A 17648-nucleotide genomic window follows, 5' to 3' on the forward strand; every position below is an offset into this window, starting at 1 on the left:
CATATCTAATGGTATGGTAACGAATTAGTATTATTCACTAGTACTCACTCTCTATAAAAAGCACACTATCCCTATTAAAACTGAGGGTGCACATTTTAACAACCCCGCCTATTTGTAAGGAATATCACATGGATTATCGCTCAAAAACCTCTACCGGCGGTCGTAATATGGCAGGCGCGCGCGCATTATGGCGTGCAACCGGCATGACAGACGGCGACTTTGGCAAGCCAATCATTGCGATTGCTAACTCTTTTACCCAGTTTGTACCCGGCCATGTGCATCTAAAAGACCTTGGACAACTGGTCGCCCGTGAGATTGAGCAAGCAGGCGGCGTTGCAAAAGAGTTCAATACCATTGCGGTCGATGATGGTATTGCGATGGGCCATAGCGGTATGTTGTACTCGCTACCAAGTCGTGATTTGATCGCTGATTCTGTCGAATATATGGTCAATGCTCACTGTGCAGATGCGCTAGTTTGTATTTCTAACTGTGACAAAATCACTCCGGGTATGCTGATGGCCGCCATGCGCCTTAACATTCCAGTGGTGTTTATCTCAGGTGGTCCAATGGAAGCGGGCAAAATCTTAGCCAGTACCGTTGGTAAGAGCCATAATACCGATAGTAGTGACAGCAGTGCTGTTCGCAAGCTTGACCTTGTCGATGCGATGATGGACGCTGCTGATGATAGCATCAGTGATGAAGACGTCGCCGCTATCGAAGCTTCAGCCTGCCCTACTTGTGGTTCGTGCTCTGGTATGTTTACCGCCAACTCGATGAACTGCTTGACCGAAGCTTTAGGTCTAGCTTTACCAGGTAACGGCTCACTACTAGCTACTCATTCATTGCGCCGCGAGCTATTTTTAGAAGCGGGTCGTACCATTGTGTCATTAGCCAAGCGTCGCTACGAGCAAGATGATGACTCTGTGCTACCACGCTCTATCGCTACCAAAGCCGCCTTCGAAAATGCCATGAGCTTAGATATCGCCATGGGCGGTTCGACCAATACCATCTTGCATTTACTTGCTGCGGCCAATGAAGCAGAGATCGACTTTAAGATGGCTGATATTGACCGTTTGAGTCGCGGTGTGCCTTGTCTGGCAAAAGTAGCCCCTGCCTCACAGAAATACCATATGGAAGACGTGCATCGTGCTGGCGGTGTCTTTGCATTACTTGCTGAACTTGATCGCGCTGAGTTACTAAAAACTGATGTACCAACTATCCATAGCGCAACGATGAAAGAAGCGATCGATAAGTGGGACATCATGAACCCTGACAACCATGAAGCTCGAGCACGCTTCCTTGCAGCACCTGGTGGCGTACGTACTACGGAAGCATTCTCACAATCAAAAGAGTGGTCAAACCTCGACGTCAACCGTGAGTCAGGTTGTATCCGTAGTGCCAAACACGCCTACTCTACAGATGGCGGCTTAGCCGTACTATATGGCAATATCGCCGAGCGGGGCTGTGTGGTCAAAACCGCAGGCGTCGACGAAAGTATCTTGACCTTTACTGGTCGCGCGCGTCTATTTGAATCACAAGATGATGCGGTTGCTGCGGTATTGGCTGATCAAATCGTTGCAGGCGATGTCGTTATCATTCGCTACGAAGGCCCTAAAGGCGGCCCTGGTATGCAAGAGATGCTGTACCCAACGACTTATCTGAAGTCAAAAGGATTGGGTAAAGAATGCGCCCTACTCACCGATGGTCGTTTCTCTGGTGGTACATCAGGTCTATCAATTGGTCATGCTAGCCCAGAAGCTGCTGAAGGCGGGGCGATTGGTTTGGTCGAAGAAGGCGATAGTATTCATATCGATATCCCAAATCGTACTATCAACATGCAAGTCAGTGATGCAGACCTAGCTGCTCGCCGAGAAGCCATGGAAGCACGTGGACGTGATGCATGGAAACCTGTCAACCGTGATCGTCATGTCTCGCCAGCATTACGTGCTTATGCGGCTATGACCACCAGTGCTGATACTGGCGCCGTACGTGACGTGAGCCAAGTCGAGCGCTAGTCTGTAAGCTATCAACGCTCTAGACATACTGATAAAAATGTATTAAGCCTGCGCAATGCAGGCTTTTTTTTCACCAAAAAACAACGTAGCTGTCGTTTTGATAACTATTTTTTGCGGTAATTATTTTATTTTGACGTCATGATAAAGGGTATCAGTGACTGACTATCAACTATTGCTGTGAATTGTCATCAATATCTAAAATTATCCTCATAAAATCGACCCTTAAAATATAACGACGTGCGTAAACCTTATGATTGAAAAATATAACTTATTCTTATTAATCTGCGGGATTGCCTTTTTACTCGGGGCCTTGTTTCCTGTTATTTTTAAGCGCACCTCTATCTCTTTACCGATGCTCCAAGTCAGCTTCGGTCTGATGATGGGCTACTGGTGGACGTCTTTATCCTTTTTAGACCCACTTGATAACGGCTTACTCATCGAGAAACTGACTGAAATTGTTGTATTGGTCTCATTGGTTGGTGCTGGTATTAAAATCGATACAGAGTTGTCTTGGCGATTGTGGCGACCAACAGTAAGACTGCTACTCATTACCATGCCTATTGGTATTTTTGCGATGGCAGTCTTGGGGTATTACGCGTTTGGTTTGAGCCTTGGTGCAGCTATTTTGTTAGGTGCAGTGTTAGCGCCTACTGATCCAGTGTTAGCTTCGAGCATTCAGGTGGGACCTCCCAATACAGGAGGAGAAGACACACCACGCTTTACTTTAACGTCAGAGGCAGGATTGAACGATGGTCTGGCTTTTCCGTTTGTGTATCTAGCGATTAAAATTGCGGAAGCATTCAGTGAAGGCAAAGCCTTTACTTACGAGATGCTGTGGTCGTGGTTTACTCATGACGTCTTGTGGAAGATTGGCGCAGGTGTAGTGGTAGGTGTATTGGTTGGTAAAGTATTGGCTAAAGTCGTGTTTTCTAAACATACCCGTGAGACTACCATCTCGCAAGGCTATGTGGTTATTGCATTGACGCTACTAGCCTATGGACTTGCAGAGTATGTACACAGTTATGGCTTTATCGCTGTATTCGTGGCCGCATTTGCGTTTCGTCGCTCAGAGTGTGAGCATACTTATCATCAAAAACTGCATGATTTCGCTGAGCAATCAGAAGGCTTACTGATGTCATTGGTGCTCGTTATCTTCGGTATGTTCCTTGGTCAAGGGTTGCAGGCAGGTGTCGAGTTGACATGGCGCGTCTATATCGTCAGCTTTACCTTCTTACTACTTATACGTCCGATTGGTGGATTTATTGCCTTATCAGGATTGAACTTACCTCATACCGAAAAATATGCGATATCGGCTTTGGGTATTCGCGGTATCGGTACCCTATATTATCTTTCCTATGCGCTCAATCAAGGTTTCTTCGCGGATGAAGATGCGCTTAAATTGTGGATTGTTTGTTCGATTGTTATTTTGACTTCTATCTTTATCCATGGTCTTAGCGCATCAAGATTGCTTAAAATGACACCAAAAAAGTAGCATTAAAATTAATGCTGCTTATGTTTGAAACAGAATCAATTCGCGATTGAAGTTGGCGTTATTAAAGTATCTCTTCTACCCAGCTCAAGACGGCTTCTGTCAGCGCAAACTGACGAACGTCATTGAGCATAGTGGTATCAAAATTATGAATAAAAGCAAATGACAGTTGGCGCTCAGGGTCGCACCAAGCAACCGATCCGTTATATCCCATATGCCCAAATCCTGATAAATCAGAACTCATTCTCTTATCCGTATCATCGTTGTTAGCATACAAGCTAAATAATCTATGGTAGCCCAATCGCCATTTCATAGCCGCTGGCATAACCGCATCTAAACCCTCAACCTGCGGAGTAGATAACTGCTCAAAAGTAGCACTATCGATCAGTGTTTTCCCTTGCCATACACCGCCATTAGCAAGCATTGCATAAATCGTTGCCAGTGCTTTAGCGGAAGCGACACCATTTGCCGCTGGAATGACAGCTTGTAGCGTCTGGCGCTTATGATAATCAAGGGCATGTTTGCCAGCAGGTATCAGCGCCGCCTTATAGTTCTTTAGATTAAGCTGACTGGTATTGAAATATAAGCTATTAATACGCGCAGTATTCAAGATAGATTGCACGCTGTCAGTATCAGGGCTATTTAGATTTTCATCAAGGCTGTTATCAAAGCTACTTTGCGTCTCAGCTGCACGCTTGTCACTTAGCATTTTCTGTTGCCAGTAATGATAACTAGGTAAGCTTGCATAAGTACGTAAAGTTTCTTGAGAGTCTACTTTTAAGGTTGGTTTTTGGCGTCTCGATTTTAAATGGGAGTTTGTATCCTCTGTTTCTTCAAAATCTTTGGCCAATTTTGCCACCTGATCTACTTTGCTATCTGGCACACCAAAATAGCAGCTGTCGGCGATACCTAGAGGCTCTGTTAGATACTGGCGCAGTGCTTCAGAGAACGATAGATTCGTGACCGCCTCTACTACGCCGCCCAATACCCAACCGTAGACCAATGCACTATAAGCGCTGTCATACTTAGTAGCATCTTCGGGAGAGGTAATAGGCATCGCTGCAATGTGGCGCAGCATCGTATCCCAATCAAGTACCGTCTCGCTATCGACATCAATACTTTGAATCGAAAACAAATCGGCTTGATGTGACATGACTTGTCGCAACGTAATTTGGTCTTTGCCGTTTGCAGCAAATTCTGGCCAGTAATGGGCAATAGGTTTGTCATATTCGATCAGTTGCTGCGAAACCAGCACATGAACCAATGTTGCCAGTACCCCTTTACCGGTAGAAAAATTAATAGCCAACGTATCAGGCTGCCACGACATATCAGAGCGTGCCATACCTGTACTGGCTTGTGCTATACACTGACCTGCTTGATACACGGCTACAGCCCCGCCAGCAGGTGCATCACCAAGCTGTAAATCTGTCAGTAATTGCTGTAATTTTTTTTGAAAGTCAGCGTTTATGGGTGTATTAGAATTTTCTGTATTATGATCCATTATTATTACCTTGCTCCAGTGATATAAATTATTCTAGTTTTAAGATGATAGTAATACATAAGCTATAGTCAAAGAAGTCTAAAACGCATACAAGGTAGCCGATTACAGATTGCACAAGTATTTCTTTGACTATATAAAATATTTGAACCAGTATAAATGAATTGTGAGCCAATAAAAAAGGCCACCTATTGGTCGCCTTTTTTATTATTTATTTCGATGTTATTTTTAGAGTTTACCAACGTCTAAGACAGCACTAATATTCAACGCCACAAATCTAGTTAACGCGGTACTAGCAAACGATTATGAACTTCTTGTTCAAGCTTGGTCAAACCATGACTGCGACCACGTTCCATCGCTGTATCCATCTTACGTCCACGCAACCATCCTGCCCGCAGCGCTATTGCAGCTCCTACTCTATTACCCGACCCACAGTGCATAGCGATTTTTTTGCCATGGTGCTGGCGTAGCACATTATCAAACGCCAATATCTTAAGCTGCTTTAGCTCTTTAGCACCGCTGATAGGTAGCTGTTCGTAGTGCATACCTGCTTGCTCAACTGCTGATGCCTCATCAAAGCTTAACTCGTCATCAAGCTGCAAGTTGATGACCAGCTCGACGCCCGCTTTCGCTAAAGCCGCAACTTTTTCGTCATCTAATGCACCGCACACGATAGTGTTTGCATCTGGACGAAAATAAGGCTCAAAGATATCGGCCAAATCAACGCCATTATCGGCACTAACATGAATGTTAGCGCCGCTATCGTTAGCAGCGGCCGTATCGGTTGCTATCGAGCTATTTGATTGATCTACGTCTATCGCGTTTTCTTCTGAAGGCATGTTTTGTGAAGTCATAATAATAAATATGTACGTTAAATATGGCTGTAAAATAGAAGCTTTATGATGTTTATATTACTTGCTGTCGCTCTTTAAGGTTACAACACCCGCCAAATGCGGTTTATTGTTTTTAGAGCTATATAATCCAAACTCACAAGTATCATCTACGTTTGTAAGTTGGGCTACTGGCTCAGCAATCAGCTCTACTTCAGCTGGCAAAAAGATAGGCAGCTTAAATGAGACGTCAATTGTGTAAGCATCAGGCAAGTCACCCATCAGAGCAAGGCACTTAGCCTTTGACCACATACCGTGCGCAATCGCTTTAGGGAAACCAAACGCACGTGCTGATAGTGGATGCAAATGAATCAAGTTAAAATCGCCTGAGACAAAAGCATAACGACGACCGATATCTTCTGGCACTTCAAAAATGCTATGAACACCCTCTTCGTTTACTTCAGGCTTGACCATGACCGGACGCGGCGCGCTCTTCTTATCTTTACTGCTAGGTTTTTTGCTACGTGATAAATAAGTCGATGTACCTTCCCAGATGACTTCCTCTTCTGACTTTACGATAGTCACGAAGTCAAACTGCTGACCTTGGGCGTGATCGCGCAGGTTATCAAAAGTGACCGACATTGCTACCGTTTCACGCTCTCCAATCGGACGATACTGGGTAACACTATTATCAACGTGAACAAGACCTAGCATGGCAAATGGGAATGGCTCTTTGACCATCATGTTCATCTGCAGCGTCTGTGACAATACCGAGAAGTAAGTCGCTGGCACTTTACCATCATCAGCAAAACCGCAAATTTTGCGATAGTCGTCTAGGTTTTCTTGATCGATATGCAAGTCATCTACATAGTAAGTAGATTGTGGCAACTGGTCTCTACTGACCTTGCCACCATTACCGATAGGCAATAAGCTTTTGACAATATTGGCGTAAGTGGTGTGCGCTTTTGGCAACGCATCATAATGTTTGTCTGACATAAGTACATCCTAAGTGTGGCTTGAACAAGTTCTTTAACGTTTATAAAGACAATCTGCAGTCATTGACTAAAGCCTACTATTAAATCATCTAATAAGCATTAAATTTAATCAACCTCATGAGTATCTTTAATAGCAAAAAATAGTTTGGCTATTGGTTCTTGTGTTTTTATCATAAAAAAGCCACCCTTGGGCAGCTTTATTACACTTTATCAGAGATTATTTCGTAAGCATATGTGATACAAACGAGGAATAATAGCTCATATGATACAACTACTGTCTCTATCTGTACCTTGTTTCTCACATATACCTATCAATTAATCAACATTATGCACCAAGTAAGCTTTGACCACAGACGCGAACCGTGTTGCCATTTAGACCGCCAGACGCAGGTGACGCGAACCATGCGATAGTCTCAGCCACATCTACTGGCAGGCCGCCTTGGCTCATTGAATTCATGCGGCGACCAGCTTCACGAATAGCAAATGGAATGGCTTCTGTCATTTGGGTTTCGATGAAACCAGGAGCGACTGCATTGATCGTCATGCCTTTAGCATTGTCTTCTAATTGCTTAGCAGTTGCGTTAACCAAACCAATTACCCCAGCTTTAGAAGTGGCATAGTTGGTCTGACCCATGTTGCCCGCGATACCTGAAATTGACGACACACATACGATACGTGCGTTTTCTTTCAGTACGTCATTGTCCAACAAGTAGCGGTTCAATCTAGCGATACTGCCTAAGTTGATATCAATGACCATGTTCCATTTTTTCTCATCCATCTTAGCCAACGTCTTATCACGAGTCACGCCAGCATTATGGATGATTGAATCTAGACCACCACGTTTTTGAGCAGCGTCAGCGATTTCTGCACCAGCGTCTTCACTAGTGATATCTACTGTCAAAGCAGAACCACTGATTTCGCTAGCAACTTTTTGTAGGTCAGCTTGCTGCTGCGGTACATCTAGACAGATAACATGCGCCCCTTCACGAGCCAACACGCGAGCGATAGCTTCGCCAATACCGCGACTTGCACCAGTCACTAGCATCGTCTTGCCGCCCAAAGGCTGATTCCAGTCAACATCGACTGAGCTGCCTTTACTGACACGTACTACTTGTCCTGATACATAAGCTGAACGAGCTGAGGTAAAAAAGCGTAAGGTTGAATCTAGGTTTTCCTCTGCGCCTTCTTCAACATAAATCAGCTGCGCTGTGATACCGCGCTTAAACTCTTTACCCACTGATTTCACAAAACCCTCAAGCGAGCGTTGAGCCATTGCAGATTCAATATCAGTGATGTTCTCTGGCGTACGACCAACCACAACCACACGGCCTGATTTTTCTACGCGGCGTGCAACTGTATGGAAAAACTCATAAAGCTCTTTTAGCTGTTCAGCATTGCTGATATTACTGGCATCAAAAAGCAGTACTTTGAATTGATCATCGCCGCCCGTGTTGGCCTTTGCCTCAACGCCTGCATCAGCAAGTGCGTCTTTGATGTCATCGCTGCTATTTACATATACTTCGGCATGGACGTCTGACAGGATACGGGCAACAGACTCACTGACGCTCTTGTCATCACCAGTAGCACGGCCAACCAATACGCTACCACGCACTAGACGCTCGCCACTTTCGAAACGATCAAGCGTCGTTGGCATTGGCAAACCTAAGTTTTTTGCTACTTTTTTGCCAATAGAAGATTGAACAAAATCACCGTAACGGTCTGACATAATATAATCCTTATAATTAATGATTCGTATAATAATAAAAAATGCAATGAATCTATTATATAGAGACATTGACATCGTAATTATTTAAATTTAGTAAATCGCCTCAAAACTAGCCTAACTATACACTTCCCTTATAAACAAGTCCAAAAACAGATAATGTCTACAACAATCTGTAAACAAGTCAGTATACAAGCCAGTCGTTTTTAGCAGCGTTAAGCGCCACTATAACATGTTAAAATCTGACCTATAGGTTATGGCATACTTAATTATTGATAACAATATATTATCAAACGTACTGTTATGCAATGCTAATATTTCTTACTAGTCATTCTATTAGAGCGATGCGTCATGGTCATGAATCTACTACCGACCTCATACAAGCGTCACATAGTTTGCTAAAGAGATACATTAAGTGAATAAAAAACGCCTTATGATAAACAGCTGTATTGCGTAATAAATGATAATATTTGCTTGTATAAAATAACTTAACTATTTTTTATTATTACCTATCACTTTTTACTTCTACCCATACTTTTTAAGGATAATATTATGAGTAATAAAAACAATCATCCAGATAGCCCTGTTGTTGAAAGTACAGTTGTTAAAGCAACGGATACAAAGTCAGATACTGCAAAAAAAGAAAACGCTGCAAAAAGCACCTCGACTAAAGACAATAGCGCTAAAGACACCAGCGCTAAAGAAACTGCTAGCAAAAAAGTGGTCGATGACAAAGTAGAAACCACTGCTGCCAAAAAACCTGCTCCGGCTAAAAAAGCCAGCTCAACCAAACCAGCTTCAAACCTAAACCGTGTTGCGATCTTAGGTGGTAACCGTATTCCATTCGCTCGCTCGAACGGATCATACGCTGATGTTAGCAACACAGACATGCTAACCGCTGCATTGGACGGCTTGGTTGAGCGTTATAACCTGCAAGGCGAAACCGTAGGTGAAGTGGTATCTGGCGCAGTCATGAAACTTAGCCGTGATATCAACCTTACTCGTGAAGCCACATTGAATACCGCGCTGAACCCACATACGCCAACTTATGATATCTCACAAGCTTGCGGTACTGGCTTACAAGCGACCTTTGCTTCTGCTAACAAGATTGCACTTGGTCTGATCGATTCGGCAATCACTGGCGGTGTAGATACTACTTCTGATGCTCCTATTGCTGTCGGCGATGGCTTGCGTAAAGTACTGATCAAACTTGGTGCAGCAAAAGACAACAAACAACGTCTAAAAGCACTAATGGGTCTAAACCCAAAAGACTTAATCGATTCACCGCAAAATGGTGAGCCACGTACTGGCTTATCAATGGGCGATCATCAAGCGATTACCACGCTTGAGTGGAATATCAGCCGTGAAGCACAGGATGAGCTTGCATTTAACAGCCATCAAAACCTAGCACGCGCTTATGACGAAGGTTTCTTTGACGACTTGATCACGCCATACAAAGGCCTGACTCGTGATAACAACTTGCGTCCAGATACTACATTAGAAAAATTGGGTAAATTAAAGCCAGTATTTGGTAGAAAAAATGCCAATCCAACGATGACAGCTGCCAACTCTACGCCGCTTACTGATGGTGCTTCTTGTGTACTACTAGGTACTGATGAGTGGGCAAAAGAGCATGGCCTAAAACCACTTGCTTATATCGTCCATCAAGAAACCGCAGCAGTAGACTTTATTGGCAAATCTGGCACTACAGAAGGCTTACTAATGGCACCAGCTTATGCGGTACCACGTATGCTTGAGCGCGCTGGTCTGACTCTACAAGACTTTGACTTTTATGAGATTCATGAAGCCTTCGCTTCACAAGTACTATCAACCTTAGCTGCTTGGGAAGATGAGAAATTCTGTGAAGAGCGCTTAGGCTTAGATTCACCACTAGGTTCTATCGATCGCAGCAAATTAAACGTAAACGGTTCATCACTAGCGGCAGGTCATCCATTTGCAGCAACTGGTGGTCGTATTTTAGCTACTGCTGCTAAATTATTGGATCAAAAAGGTTCGGGCCGGGCACTTATCTCTATCTGCGCAGCAGGTGGTCAAGGTGTGACTTGTATCCTAGAAAAATAAGCTTGGTTACTTTTAAGTGAAAAAGATACGCTGACTTATTATTTTAATCAGTACATATCTATTAATAAAAAATGCCCTTTAATTTATTTAAAGGGCATTTTTTATTGTCTGTACTTTGCTATGATAGAAACGACCTAGATAGTAGCCTCTTAAAAAAGCCGATACGCAAAACAAAGGTAATATTTATGGGTAAGACAAAAATTTTATTAAGAAAAATGAGGCAAGTCATTTTTGGCTCTGAAAAACTGGTGATGACAGAACCGCTTGCAACCGCTGATTTTCAATCTCTAACGACTGAGGAGGATATAGATCGGTACCATCAGGAACAAGCCATTCTTACTGAACGCATCGAAAAAGACATTCTTGATGATGATTTACGTCGAAAAATGCACCAAGACTTAATCGATACATATGATGAAGAACTAGAAAATGAAATAGATGACTATGCACGTGACTTTCGTTTTAACGGACGTGAGATGAGCGAGCAAGAAAAACTGGATCGACGCACCTACTTTCAAGAGTTGGTACGACTACAGCGAGAACTGATAAAACTACAAGATTGGGTCGTTGATCGCGGTGAGCGTATCGTCGTTATCTTTGAAGGGCGGGATTCTGCTGGTAAAGGTGGTGCCATTAAACGCATTACCCAACGATTAAACCCACGCGTGTGCAGGGTAGCTGCCCTGCCGGCTCCCACTGAGCGTGAGCAAACACAGTGGTACTTCCAACGTTACGTGGCCCACTTGCCTGCAGCAGGCGAAATCGTATTGTTTGACCGTAGTTGGTACAACCGCGGAGGCGTTGAGCGTGTTATGGGGTTTTGTACTGACGCGCAATATGAAGAATTTTTTCAATCAGTACCAGAGTTTGAGCGTATGCTCGTACGCTCAGGCATTCGCTTAGTAAAATACTGGTTTTCTATCACTGATGATGAGCAACATGCACGATTTATGAGCCGAATATATGATCCGCTTAAGCAGTGGAAACTCTCACCAATGGACCTACAGTCGCGCCGACGCTGGGAAGATTACACTAAAGCGAAAGAAACCATGTTTGAGCGCACTCATATTCCTGAAGCACCTTGGTGGGTTGTCGAAGGCAATAATAAAAAACGTGCTAGGCTGAACTGTATTGCCCATTTGCTCGACCAAATCCCTTACAAAGAAGTGCCTCGTGACGAAATTGAGTTACCCAATCGCAAACGCGATGATAAGTACTACCGCGAACCTATTCCCGATGATATGTATGTGCCGCCTCGTTATTAAGCGACTAGCGCCTACTACTATAAAAATCTAAAGAAACTTGATCTAAAAAAGCAGCCTTACTAATTAATAAAGCTGCTTTTTTTTATATTTATAAGTTAAAAATCACAGCCAAACTCATCAAAGATACAGGTGTGATTTCTAGATACTACCTAGTTATTAATAGATACTACATAGTATAAGTCGATTGCAAGCTATCGATTTTTCCCGCTAGCAAGCGCTCAACTTCATTCTTGATTCTTTGGCCAGAGACATCATTACCAATTTGCACAGCAAACCCTGCAGGTCGACTGCCCTGACTCTTAGAGTTAATCCAAACAACCTTACCATTCATTGGTAGGCGCTCACTAGAGTTGGGTAGCGTGATAGCGATAAACACCTCATCACCCAATTGCTGAGATTTGTCAGATGGTACAAACAAAGCGCCATTACTGACAAAAGATAAATAGCTGGCATATAACATTTCGATACTTTCATAATGACAGGTTAAAATCCCGCCACGTCCTGGCATTGCCATAGTCAGCTTCCTTCATCAACTGGGTTTAATATGTGTATATAAATAATTGATAGTATATAGTTAAGAACAATTGTAAATTTTCGAGCACTAATTAAATGCTCAAGCATGGCTCTATAAGCTTGCCAACTCTTGCATTAGCTTATCATAGGCAAATTTTTCTTGCACATTTTGTTGCAGTGCGATTTTGGTCTGCTGCACGCTGTTGGCAAATGCCTCTAACCCGCTATCAGTAGGATGATAAGTAGCCAATATCGTTGATAGATTGACATCCGTTTGTAGTTCACTCAGCCCCAAACAGACACGGCGTATATCAAGGAGCATCAGCTCAGACAGCTGTATAAATTCTTTAATATTAAGCTGACCTTGCCAATAATCACTTGCCGCCACGCCACTACGTTTACCACTACGTAATGCCTGCCATGTGGTCAGCCATAGGCTGCGCTTGCTATACCATGGTGCTTGCGCTAAGGCGATAGCAGCTAATGGCGCACCGTTGGCCAGTTGTATCAACTGTTCAATCGCAGCGGTACCGACGGCTTCGCGGTTAATCGTGTGACCTAACGCCTGCGTCACGTAATCGACAGCAACAGTCGGCTCAATTGTCTGTAGTGCCAACTGTTGCACACGACTCTTAATCGTTGGCAATAGCTGAGCAGGCGTATCACTAATCAAAAGTAGATGCACCTGCGCTTGTGGTTCTTCCAATGTTTTAAGCAGCGCATTAGCAGCGGCCACCGTCATTTTTTCAGCGTGATCTAACACACAGATACGCATCCCTTGCCCCCCTTGATAAATAAAAGGCTGCAAAGCACGAATATCATCTACTTTGATTTTAAGAGCACTATTGCTAGTAGTTTTAGCGCCTTTTTTATCTTTTGTACTGCTTGATTTTTCTTGAAGCGCATCGCTTTCGGCACTGGTAGGCATACTAACGAGTGGCAATACTTGCAAGCTTGGATGAGTTCCCGACTTGAGCCACTGACAGCTCTCACATACTTCACAAGCACCTAGTGGGTGTGTACCACGCTCACGGCACAATAACCAAGCGACCAATCGCCATACAAAGGCGCGTTTACCCATACCCTGCATACCAGCAGCGAGCAATGCATGCGGCAAAGACTGCTGCTTAAGTACGCGCTCGGTCAACTGTAACCACAGTACTTTTTGCCATGGCAATAGTGGCGCAAAATATATACGGTCTGTGTTATCTAGTGCGTCCATATTTCCTGTCAAATTATTCATGGTTATGGCTCTGTCACATTGATTAGGTATTTCAGGTATAGCCACAACAACGATACTTTAGCGTCGTAGGAAGCTTAGAATCACACGCAACTTTGCTCAGACTATTACTTAGTAGGGTTTTGAAAGTTATCTAAGCTCATCGCGTTTAGATGGTCTAAATCTTCTTGTGTATCGACGCCAGCTGGTAGCTGACAGGCAGCTTCTGCGATGGCGATATGCTGACCGTTTTCTAAAACACGTAATTGCTCTAAGCTTTCAAGTATCTCAAGTGGCGTTTGTGGCCAGTTTACGAACTGCTGTAATAGACTGACACGATAAGCGTATAAACCCAAATGGCGATAGGCGTTCTTTGGTGGTTGCATCTGGTTATTATCAGCTAATACAACATCACGATCACAAGGAATCGGTGCACGGCTAAAATAGAGCGCACGTTGTGAGTTATTAGCAAATCGGCTGACCACTTTTACTACCGATGGCCGCTGGAACGTATCATAGTCATCGATAGGCTCACAGAGTGTGGCCATCACGCTATCCTCATCTGCTACCAAAAGCGCCTGTACTTGCTCCAAAAGCAATGGCGGTACGAGGGGTTCATCGCCTTGCATATTCACCACAATATCGTGGTCAGCCCAACCTTTGATAGCTGCTACCTCTGCCAAACGATCCGTACCTGAAGCATGCTCGCTACTGGTCATAACCACATCAAAACCTGCATCGGTGCAAACTTTTGCGATTTGCTCATCATCAGTCGCTATACACATGTCATCAGCAAAACTTGCTGTCTGCGCTTTTTCTGCTACCCAAAGTATCATCGGCTTACCATGAATAGTTAGCAATGGCTTACCAGGTAGTCGTGTACTCTTAAAACGTGCAGGAATCACGATATGGGTTTTAGCAGGTGTAGTGACGAACGACATGGCGTATTCCTATAAAAATTATACGGCGATTTAAAACATTAGCTGATATTTATAATGAGGCTGACGTGTTCATATCATGGTCGTTACGAATCCCTAGCGCCTTTAGCTGCGCATCTAGATTATGATAACTATTCTCTGATAATACAGCCGTCACTGGCAACATCCATAGTCTACTGACAAGTTCTACATACTCATCATTGAGTGCTTGTGTTGCTGTATAGTCTGCCAATAATGCGCTGATTTTTACCGCATCTTTACTGGTTACGATGATAGGATAATCACCATATTGTAAAAGCTCAGCCAAACTAAAATCATAATGGTCAGGGTAAGGATGCCCTATGACCTCAAAGCCAATGGACTCTAAGGTATCAAAAAACCGCTGCGGATAACCGATACCACTAACAGCATGGACGCGGCTGTTATCAGGAGGCTTTACACTACTTAGTTGAGCTACACTCGATGTAGGATTCCATAGGCGCTGTAACTCACCAGCTTGCAAATGCATGGTCAAACGGTCAGCAGACCGTATCTTACTACCACTTTTAGAAGTCAGAGTTAAATCCGTATTTGGTTTTTCATGATAGATAACATTTGCACCCTCTAACCGTGACACTGGCTCACGCAAAAAACCCGTTGGTAATAGTTGCTTATTACCAAACCCACGGGCGGCATCTACCACAATCCATTCGATATCACGCTGTAGTGCATAATGCTGCAAACCATCATCTGCAATAATCAATTGCAAATTAGGCTCTGTCTTTAATAGAGTAGCAATCGCTTGCTGGCGATTGGGGCACACTGCCATAGCAGCGCCTGTCATATGAGCAATCAAGCACGGCTCATCCCCTACTACATGGGGCAAACTGGTAGCACTAACCAATGCAGGCATTTGACTCGTATCACCGCCATACCCGCGACTGATTACCCCTACTTTTACGCCTTTTTTCTGTAAGTAGCTGACCAGAGCAATAATCAGCGGCGTCTTACCACTACCGCCCACACTGATATTACCAATGACCATCACGGGAATAGGTGCTCGATAGCTTGATAATAGCCCAGCCTTATAAGCTTGACGACGCAGCAAGGTGATGAAACCGTACAACCAACTGACAGGCAGCAACAACCATAACCAAACAGCTTGACGTTGCCATGCGCGGGTGACTATCGTCTCAATACTCATTAATCAATATCGCTTATCTTATTGGTTCATGGCTGCGTGAAAATTGGCTAAAAGCTTTTAAACTGACTACTCGAAATCTCGAGCATACATTTGCGCATAGTGGCCTTGCAGTTGCATTAGCTCATTATGCGTTCCTAACTCAACAATCTGGCCACCATCCATCACAGCAATACGATCAGCTGATTCGATAGTCGTCAATCGATGGGCAATGACCAATGTGGTGCGGTCTTTCATCACATTATCGAGCGCTTGCTGGATATAATACTCAGACTCATTATCCAGCGCGCTAGTGGCTTCATCTAAAATTAGAATCGGTGCATCTTTTAGTAGCGCGCGAGCAATCGATAATCGCTGACGCTGACCACCAGATAGTTGCAACCCTTCGGCACCAATTTCACTCTGATAACCGTTTGGCATTTTCATAATAAAGTCATGAGCGAAGGCATCTTTTGCTGCTCGCTCAACCTCAGCTTGAGTCTTATCAGCTAGGCCACCATAAGCAATATTATTGAATACAGTAGTATTAAACAATACTACCTGTTGGTTCACCATTGCAATCTGGGCACGCAAACTCTCTAACTTAATGTCTTCAATAGGTATACCGTCTAATGTGATTTGCCCTGAAGAGGTCTCTAGAGTACGTGTTAATAAATTGACTAATGACGACTTGCCCGCGCCACTTCGCCCTACTAATGCAACTGTCTCGCCTGCTTTTATATTCAAGGTAAAGTCACGTAGAGCCACCGTCGAATCTGGATAAACCAAGCTGATATTGTCTAACGACATTTGCCCTGATAGCGCTTTACTGATTGTGCCTGTATCTTCCTCTTCTGGCTCATCAAGTAGCGCAAAAATCGACTCACCAGCAGCCAGACCTTTTTGCAGCTTCTGATTAATATCAGTCAGCGAACGTACTGGTTTACTCAATAAACCTGCGGCTGCAATGTAAGAGATGAACTCACCTGCTGAGATATCATCTATTACTGCAGGTCGCAGTGCAAGCCAGACGACAACGGCCATCGCAACCGCCATCAACAGCTGTACGGCTGGCGTATTAATACTATTGGTAACAACTACCTTCATACCTTGGCGTAAGTTTTTCTTGGATGTTTTGTCAAAACGTGCTGACTCGTATGATTGACCACCATAGTTTTTGACCACTTGATAGCCGCCAATGACTTCATTGGTAATGTGACTGACATTACCCATCGTTTCTTGGATACCTTTTGAGAGCTTAAGATAGCGCTTTGATGCAATACGCACCAGCCATAGTATTGGTGGCAATACCACAAATAAAATAAGCGTTAGACGCCAATTGCTATAAAACAAAAAGCCAATCAATGCGACAACGGTCAAACCATCACGCAGCAAGGTCTTCATTGAGTCTGTACTGGCGGCCGTGACCTGTTCAACATCAAATATCAATTTCGATGAAATCGTACCGGCTGGATTGGCCAAATAAAATGAGCTAGGTAAGCGCAGTAATTTATTAAAAACTTCTACACGTAGCTCATAGACTAAGTTGCGTGAGACCAATGCAGAGTAATAGTTACCCAAAAAACTACCAACCCCGCGCACAAAGAATAGCAATATAATCAATAGTGGAAATAAGGTTTGTTTGCTTCGATCATTCTGATTGATAGCATCCGTAATATATTGCAGAAGCTTGGCAGTCCAAATCTCTGTCCCTGCATTAATTGCAAAACCTAAAGCCGTCAATAGCAATGCCCACCAGTAAGGCTTTAAATACCTTAATAAGCGTAATAGTGTCTTACTCTTAGGCGTAATGGGCGATACTGCCGATGCATTTTTAGCAGAAGATTTTTTAGAGTCAGGTAAATAAGCTTGGCTCATAAAAGCCTCAATTTGGGTATCGTGGTATGAATGGGCTGTGTGTC

General features: G+C 43.7%; 13 protein-coding genes. 4 read left to right on the forward strand and 9 right to left on the reverse strand.

Features of this window, described 5'->3' with window-relative positions:
* Nucleotides 1–128 precede the first annotated feature (128 nt).
* Together ilvD and FQV37_RS00620 are read left to right on the forward strand one after the other, a co-directional pair.
* The gene (ilvD, locus tag FQV37_RS00615; protein ID WP_057759459.1) at nucleotides 129–2015 is read left to right on the forward strand and encodes a dihydroxy-acid dehydratase; all 1887 of its coding nucleotides are present in this window, start codon (nucleotides 129–131) and stop codon (nucleotides 2013–2015) included.
* A gap of 250 nt (nucleotides 2016–2265) precedes the next feature.
* Nucleotides 2266–3507: a cation:proton antiporter gene (locus FQV37_RS00620; protein ID WP_160020873.1), complete on the forward strand. Its 1242-nt coding sequence runs from the start codon at nucleotides 2266–2268 to the stop codon at nucleotides 3505–3507.
* A gap of 61 nt (nucleotides 3508–3568) precedes the next feature.
* Here FQV37_RS00620 and FQV37_RS00625 read toward each other — a convergent pair whose 3' ends face one another.
* The 4 genes from FQV37_RS00625 to FQV37_RS00640 form a co-directional block, all read right to left on the reverse strand.
* On the reverse strand, nucleotides 3569–5005 hold the full coding sequence (locus FQV37_RS00625; protein WP_160020874.1) for a serine hydrolase domain-containing protein: 1437 nt from the start codon (nucleotides 5003–5005) through the stop codon (nucleotides 3569–3571).
* Nucleotides 5006–5283: 278 nt separating this feature from the next.
* On the reverse strand, nucleotides 5284–5841 hold the full coding sequence (locus FQV37_RS00630) for a protein tyrosine phosphatase family protein (protein ID WP_160020894.1): 558 nt from the start codon (nucleotides 5839–5841) through the stop codon (nucleotides 5284–5286).
* 72 nt (nucleotides 5842–5913) lie between these two features.
* Nucleotides 5914–6828 carry a MaoC family dehydratase gene (locus tag FQV37_RS00635; RefSeq protein WP_160020875.1) on the reverse strand — a complete coding sequence of 305 codons (915 nt, stop codon included), beginning with the start codon at nucleotides 6826–6828 and terminating at the stop codon, nucleotides 5914–5916.
* A gap of 324 nt (nucleotides 6829–7152) precedes the next feature.
* Nucleotides 7153–8553, reverse strand: coding sequence for a 3-oxoacyl-ACP reductase (locus FQV37_RS00640; RefSeq protein WP_160020876.1), 1401 nt, complete (start codon nucleotides 8551–8553; stop codon nucleotides 7153–7155).
* 549 nt (nucleotides 8554–9102) lie between these two features.
* Between FQV37_RS00640 and FQV37_RS00645 the strand changes: the two genes are divergently transcribed.
* Nucleotides 9103–10632 (forward strand): acetyl-CoA C-acetyltransferase, encoded by a 1530-nt coding sequence (locus FQV37_RS00645; RefSeq protein WP_160020877.1) that lies wholly within the window; start codon nucleotides 9103–9105, stop codon nucleotides 10630–10632.
* 185 nt (nucleotides 10633–10817) lie between these two features.
* Complete coding sequence (gene ppk2, locus FQV37_RS00650; protein WP_240990897.1) at nucleotides 10818–11897, forward strand: polyphosphate kinase 2; 1080 nt, start codon at nucleotides 10818–10820, stop codon at nucleotides 11895–11897.
* A gap of 166 nt (nucleotides 11898–12063) precedes the next feature.
* Here ppk2 and FQV37_RS00655 read toward each other — a convergent pair whose 3' ends face one another.
* The 5 genes from FQV37_RS00655 to msbA form a co-directional block, all read right to left on the reverse strand.
* Nucleotides 12064–12411: a PilZ domain-containing protein gene (locus FQV37_RS00655; RefSeq protein ID WP_102090942.1), complete on the reverse strand. Its 348-nt coding sequence runs from the start codon at nucleotides 12409–12411 to the stop codon at nucleotides 12064–12066.
* Nucleotides 12412–12522: 111 nt separating this feature from the next.
* Entirely contained in the window at nucleotides 12523–13653 is a 1131-nt protein-coding gene (locus FQV37_RS00660) for a DNA polymerase III subunit delta' (RefSeq protein ID WP_160020878.1), read from the reverse strand.
* 104 nt (nucleotides 13654–13757) lie between these two features.
* Complete coding sequence (gene kdsB, locus FQV37_RS00665) at nucleotides 13758–14570, reverse strand: 3-deoxy-manno-octulosonate cytidylyltransferase (protein WP_160020879.1); 813 nt, start codon at nucleotides 14568–14570, stop codon at nucleotides 13758–13760.
* A 49-nt stretch (nucleotides 14571–14619) separates the two neighbouring features.
* Nucleotides 14620–15750: a tetraacyldisaccharide 4'-kinase gene (gene lpxK, locus FQV37_RS00670; protein ID WP_160020880.1), complete on the reverse strand. Its 1131-nt coding sequence runs from the start codon at nucleotides 15748–15750 to the stop codon at nucleotides 14620–14622.
* Nucleotides 15751–15816: 66 nt separating this feature from the next.
* On the reverse strand, nucleotides 15817–17538 hold the full coding sequence (gene msbA, locus FQV37_RS00675; RefSeq protein ID WP_205962039.1) for a lipid A export permease/ATP-binding protein MsbA: 1722 nt from the start codon (nucleotides 17536–17538) through the stop codon (nucleotides 15817–15819).
* Nucleotides 17539–17648 lie beyond the last annotated feature (110 nt).

This window comes from Psychrobacter nivimaris (genome assembly GCF_009812035.1).
GTDB classification, from domain to species: domain Bacteria; phylum Pseudomonadota; class Gammaproteobacteria; order Pseudomonadales; family Moraxellaceae; genus Psychrobacter; species Psychrobacter nivimaris.

Bases quoted from the DNA above. Each gene is read 5' to 3' on its own strand.
- FQV37_RS00645 (WP_160020877.1), top strand. From the start codon at position 9,103: ATGAGTAATAAAAACAATCATCCAGATAGCCCTGTTGTTGAAAGTACA.
- FQV37_RS00655 (WP_102090942.1), bottom strand. From the start codon at position 12,411: ATGGCAATGCCAGGACGTGGCGGGATTTTAACCTGTCATTATGAAAGT.
- lpxK (WP_160020880.1), bottom strand. From the start codon at position 15,750: ATGAGTATTGAGACGATAGTCACCCGCGCATGGCAACGTCAAGCTGTT.
- FQV37_RS00640 (WP_160020876.1), bottom strand. From the start codon at position 8,553: ATGTCAGACCGTTACGGTGATTTTGTTCAATCTTCTATTGGCAAAAAA.
- FQV37_RS00660 (WP_160020878.1), bottom strand. From the start codon at position 13,653: ATGAATAATTTGACAGGAAATATGGACGCACTAGATAACACAGACCGT.
- FQV37_RS00620 (WP_160020873.1), top strand. From the start codon at position 2,266: ATGATTGAAAAATATAACTTATTCTTATTAATCTGCGGGATTGCCTTT.
- ppk2 (WP_240990897.1), top strand. From the start codon at position 10,818: ATGGGTAAGACAAAAATTTTATTAAGAAAAATGAGGCAAGTCATTTTT.
- ilvD (WP_057759459.1), top strand. From the start codon at position 129: ATGGATTATCGCTCAAAAACCTCTACCGGCGGTCGTAATATGGCAGGC.
- FQV37_RS00625 (WP_160020874.1), bottom strand. From the start codon at position 5,005: ATGGATCATAATACAGAAAATTCTAATACACCCATAAACGCTGACTTT.
- FQV37_RS00635 (WP_160020875.1), bottom strand. From the start codon at position 6,828: ATGTCAGACAAACATTATGATGCGTTGCCAAAAGCGCACACCACTTAC.
- FQV37_RS00630 (WP_160020894.1), bottom strand. From the start codon at position 5,841: ATGCCTTCAGAAGAAAACGCGATAGACGTAGATCAATCAAATAGCTCG.
- kdsB (WP_160020879.1), bottom strand. From the start codon at position 14,570: ATGTCGTTCGTCACTACACCTGCTAAAACCCATATCGTGATTCCTGCA.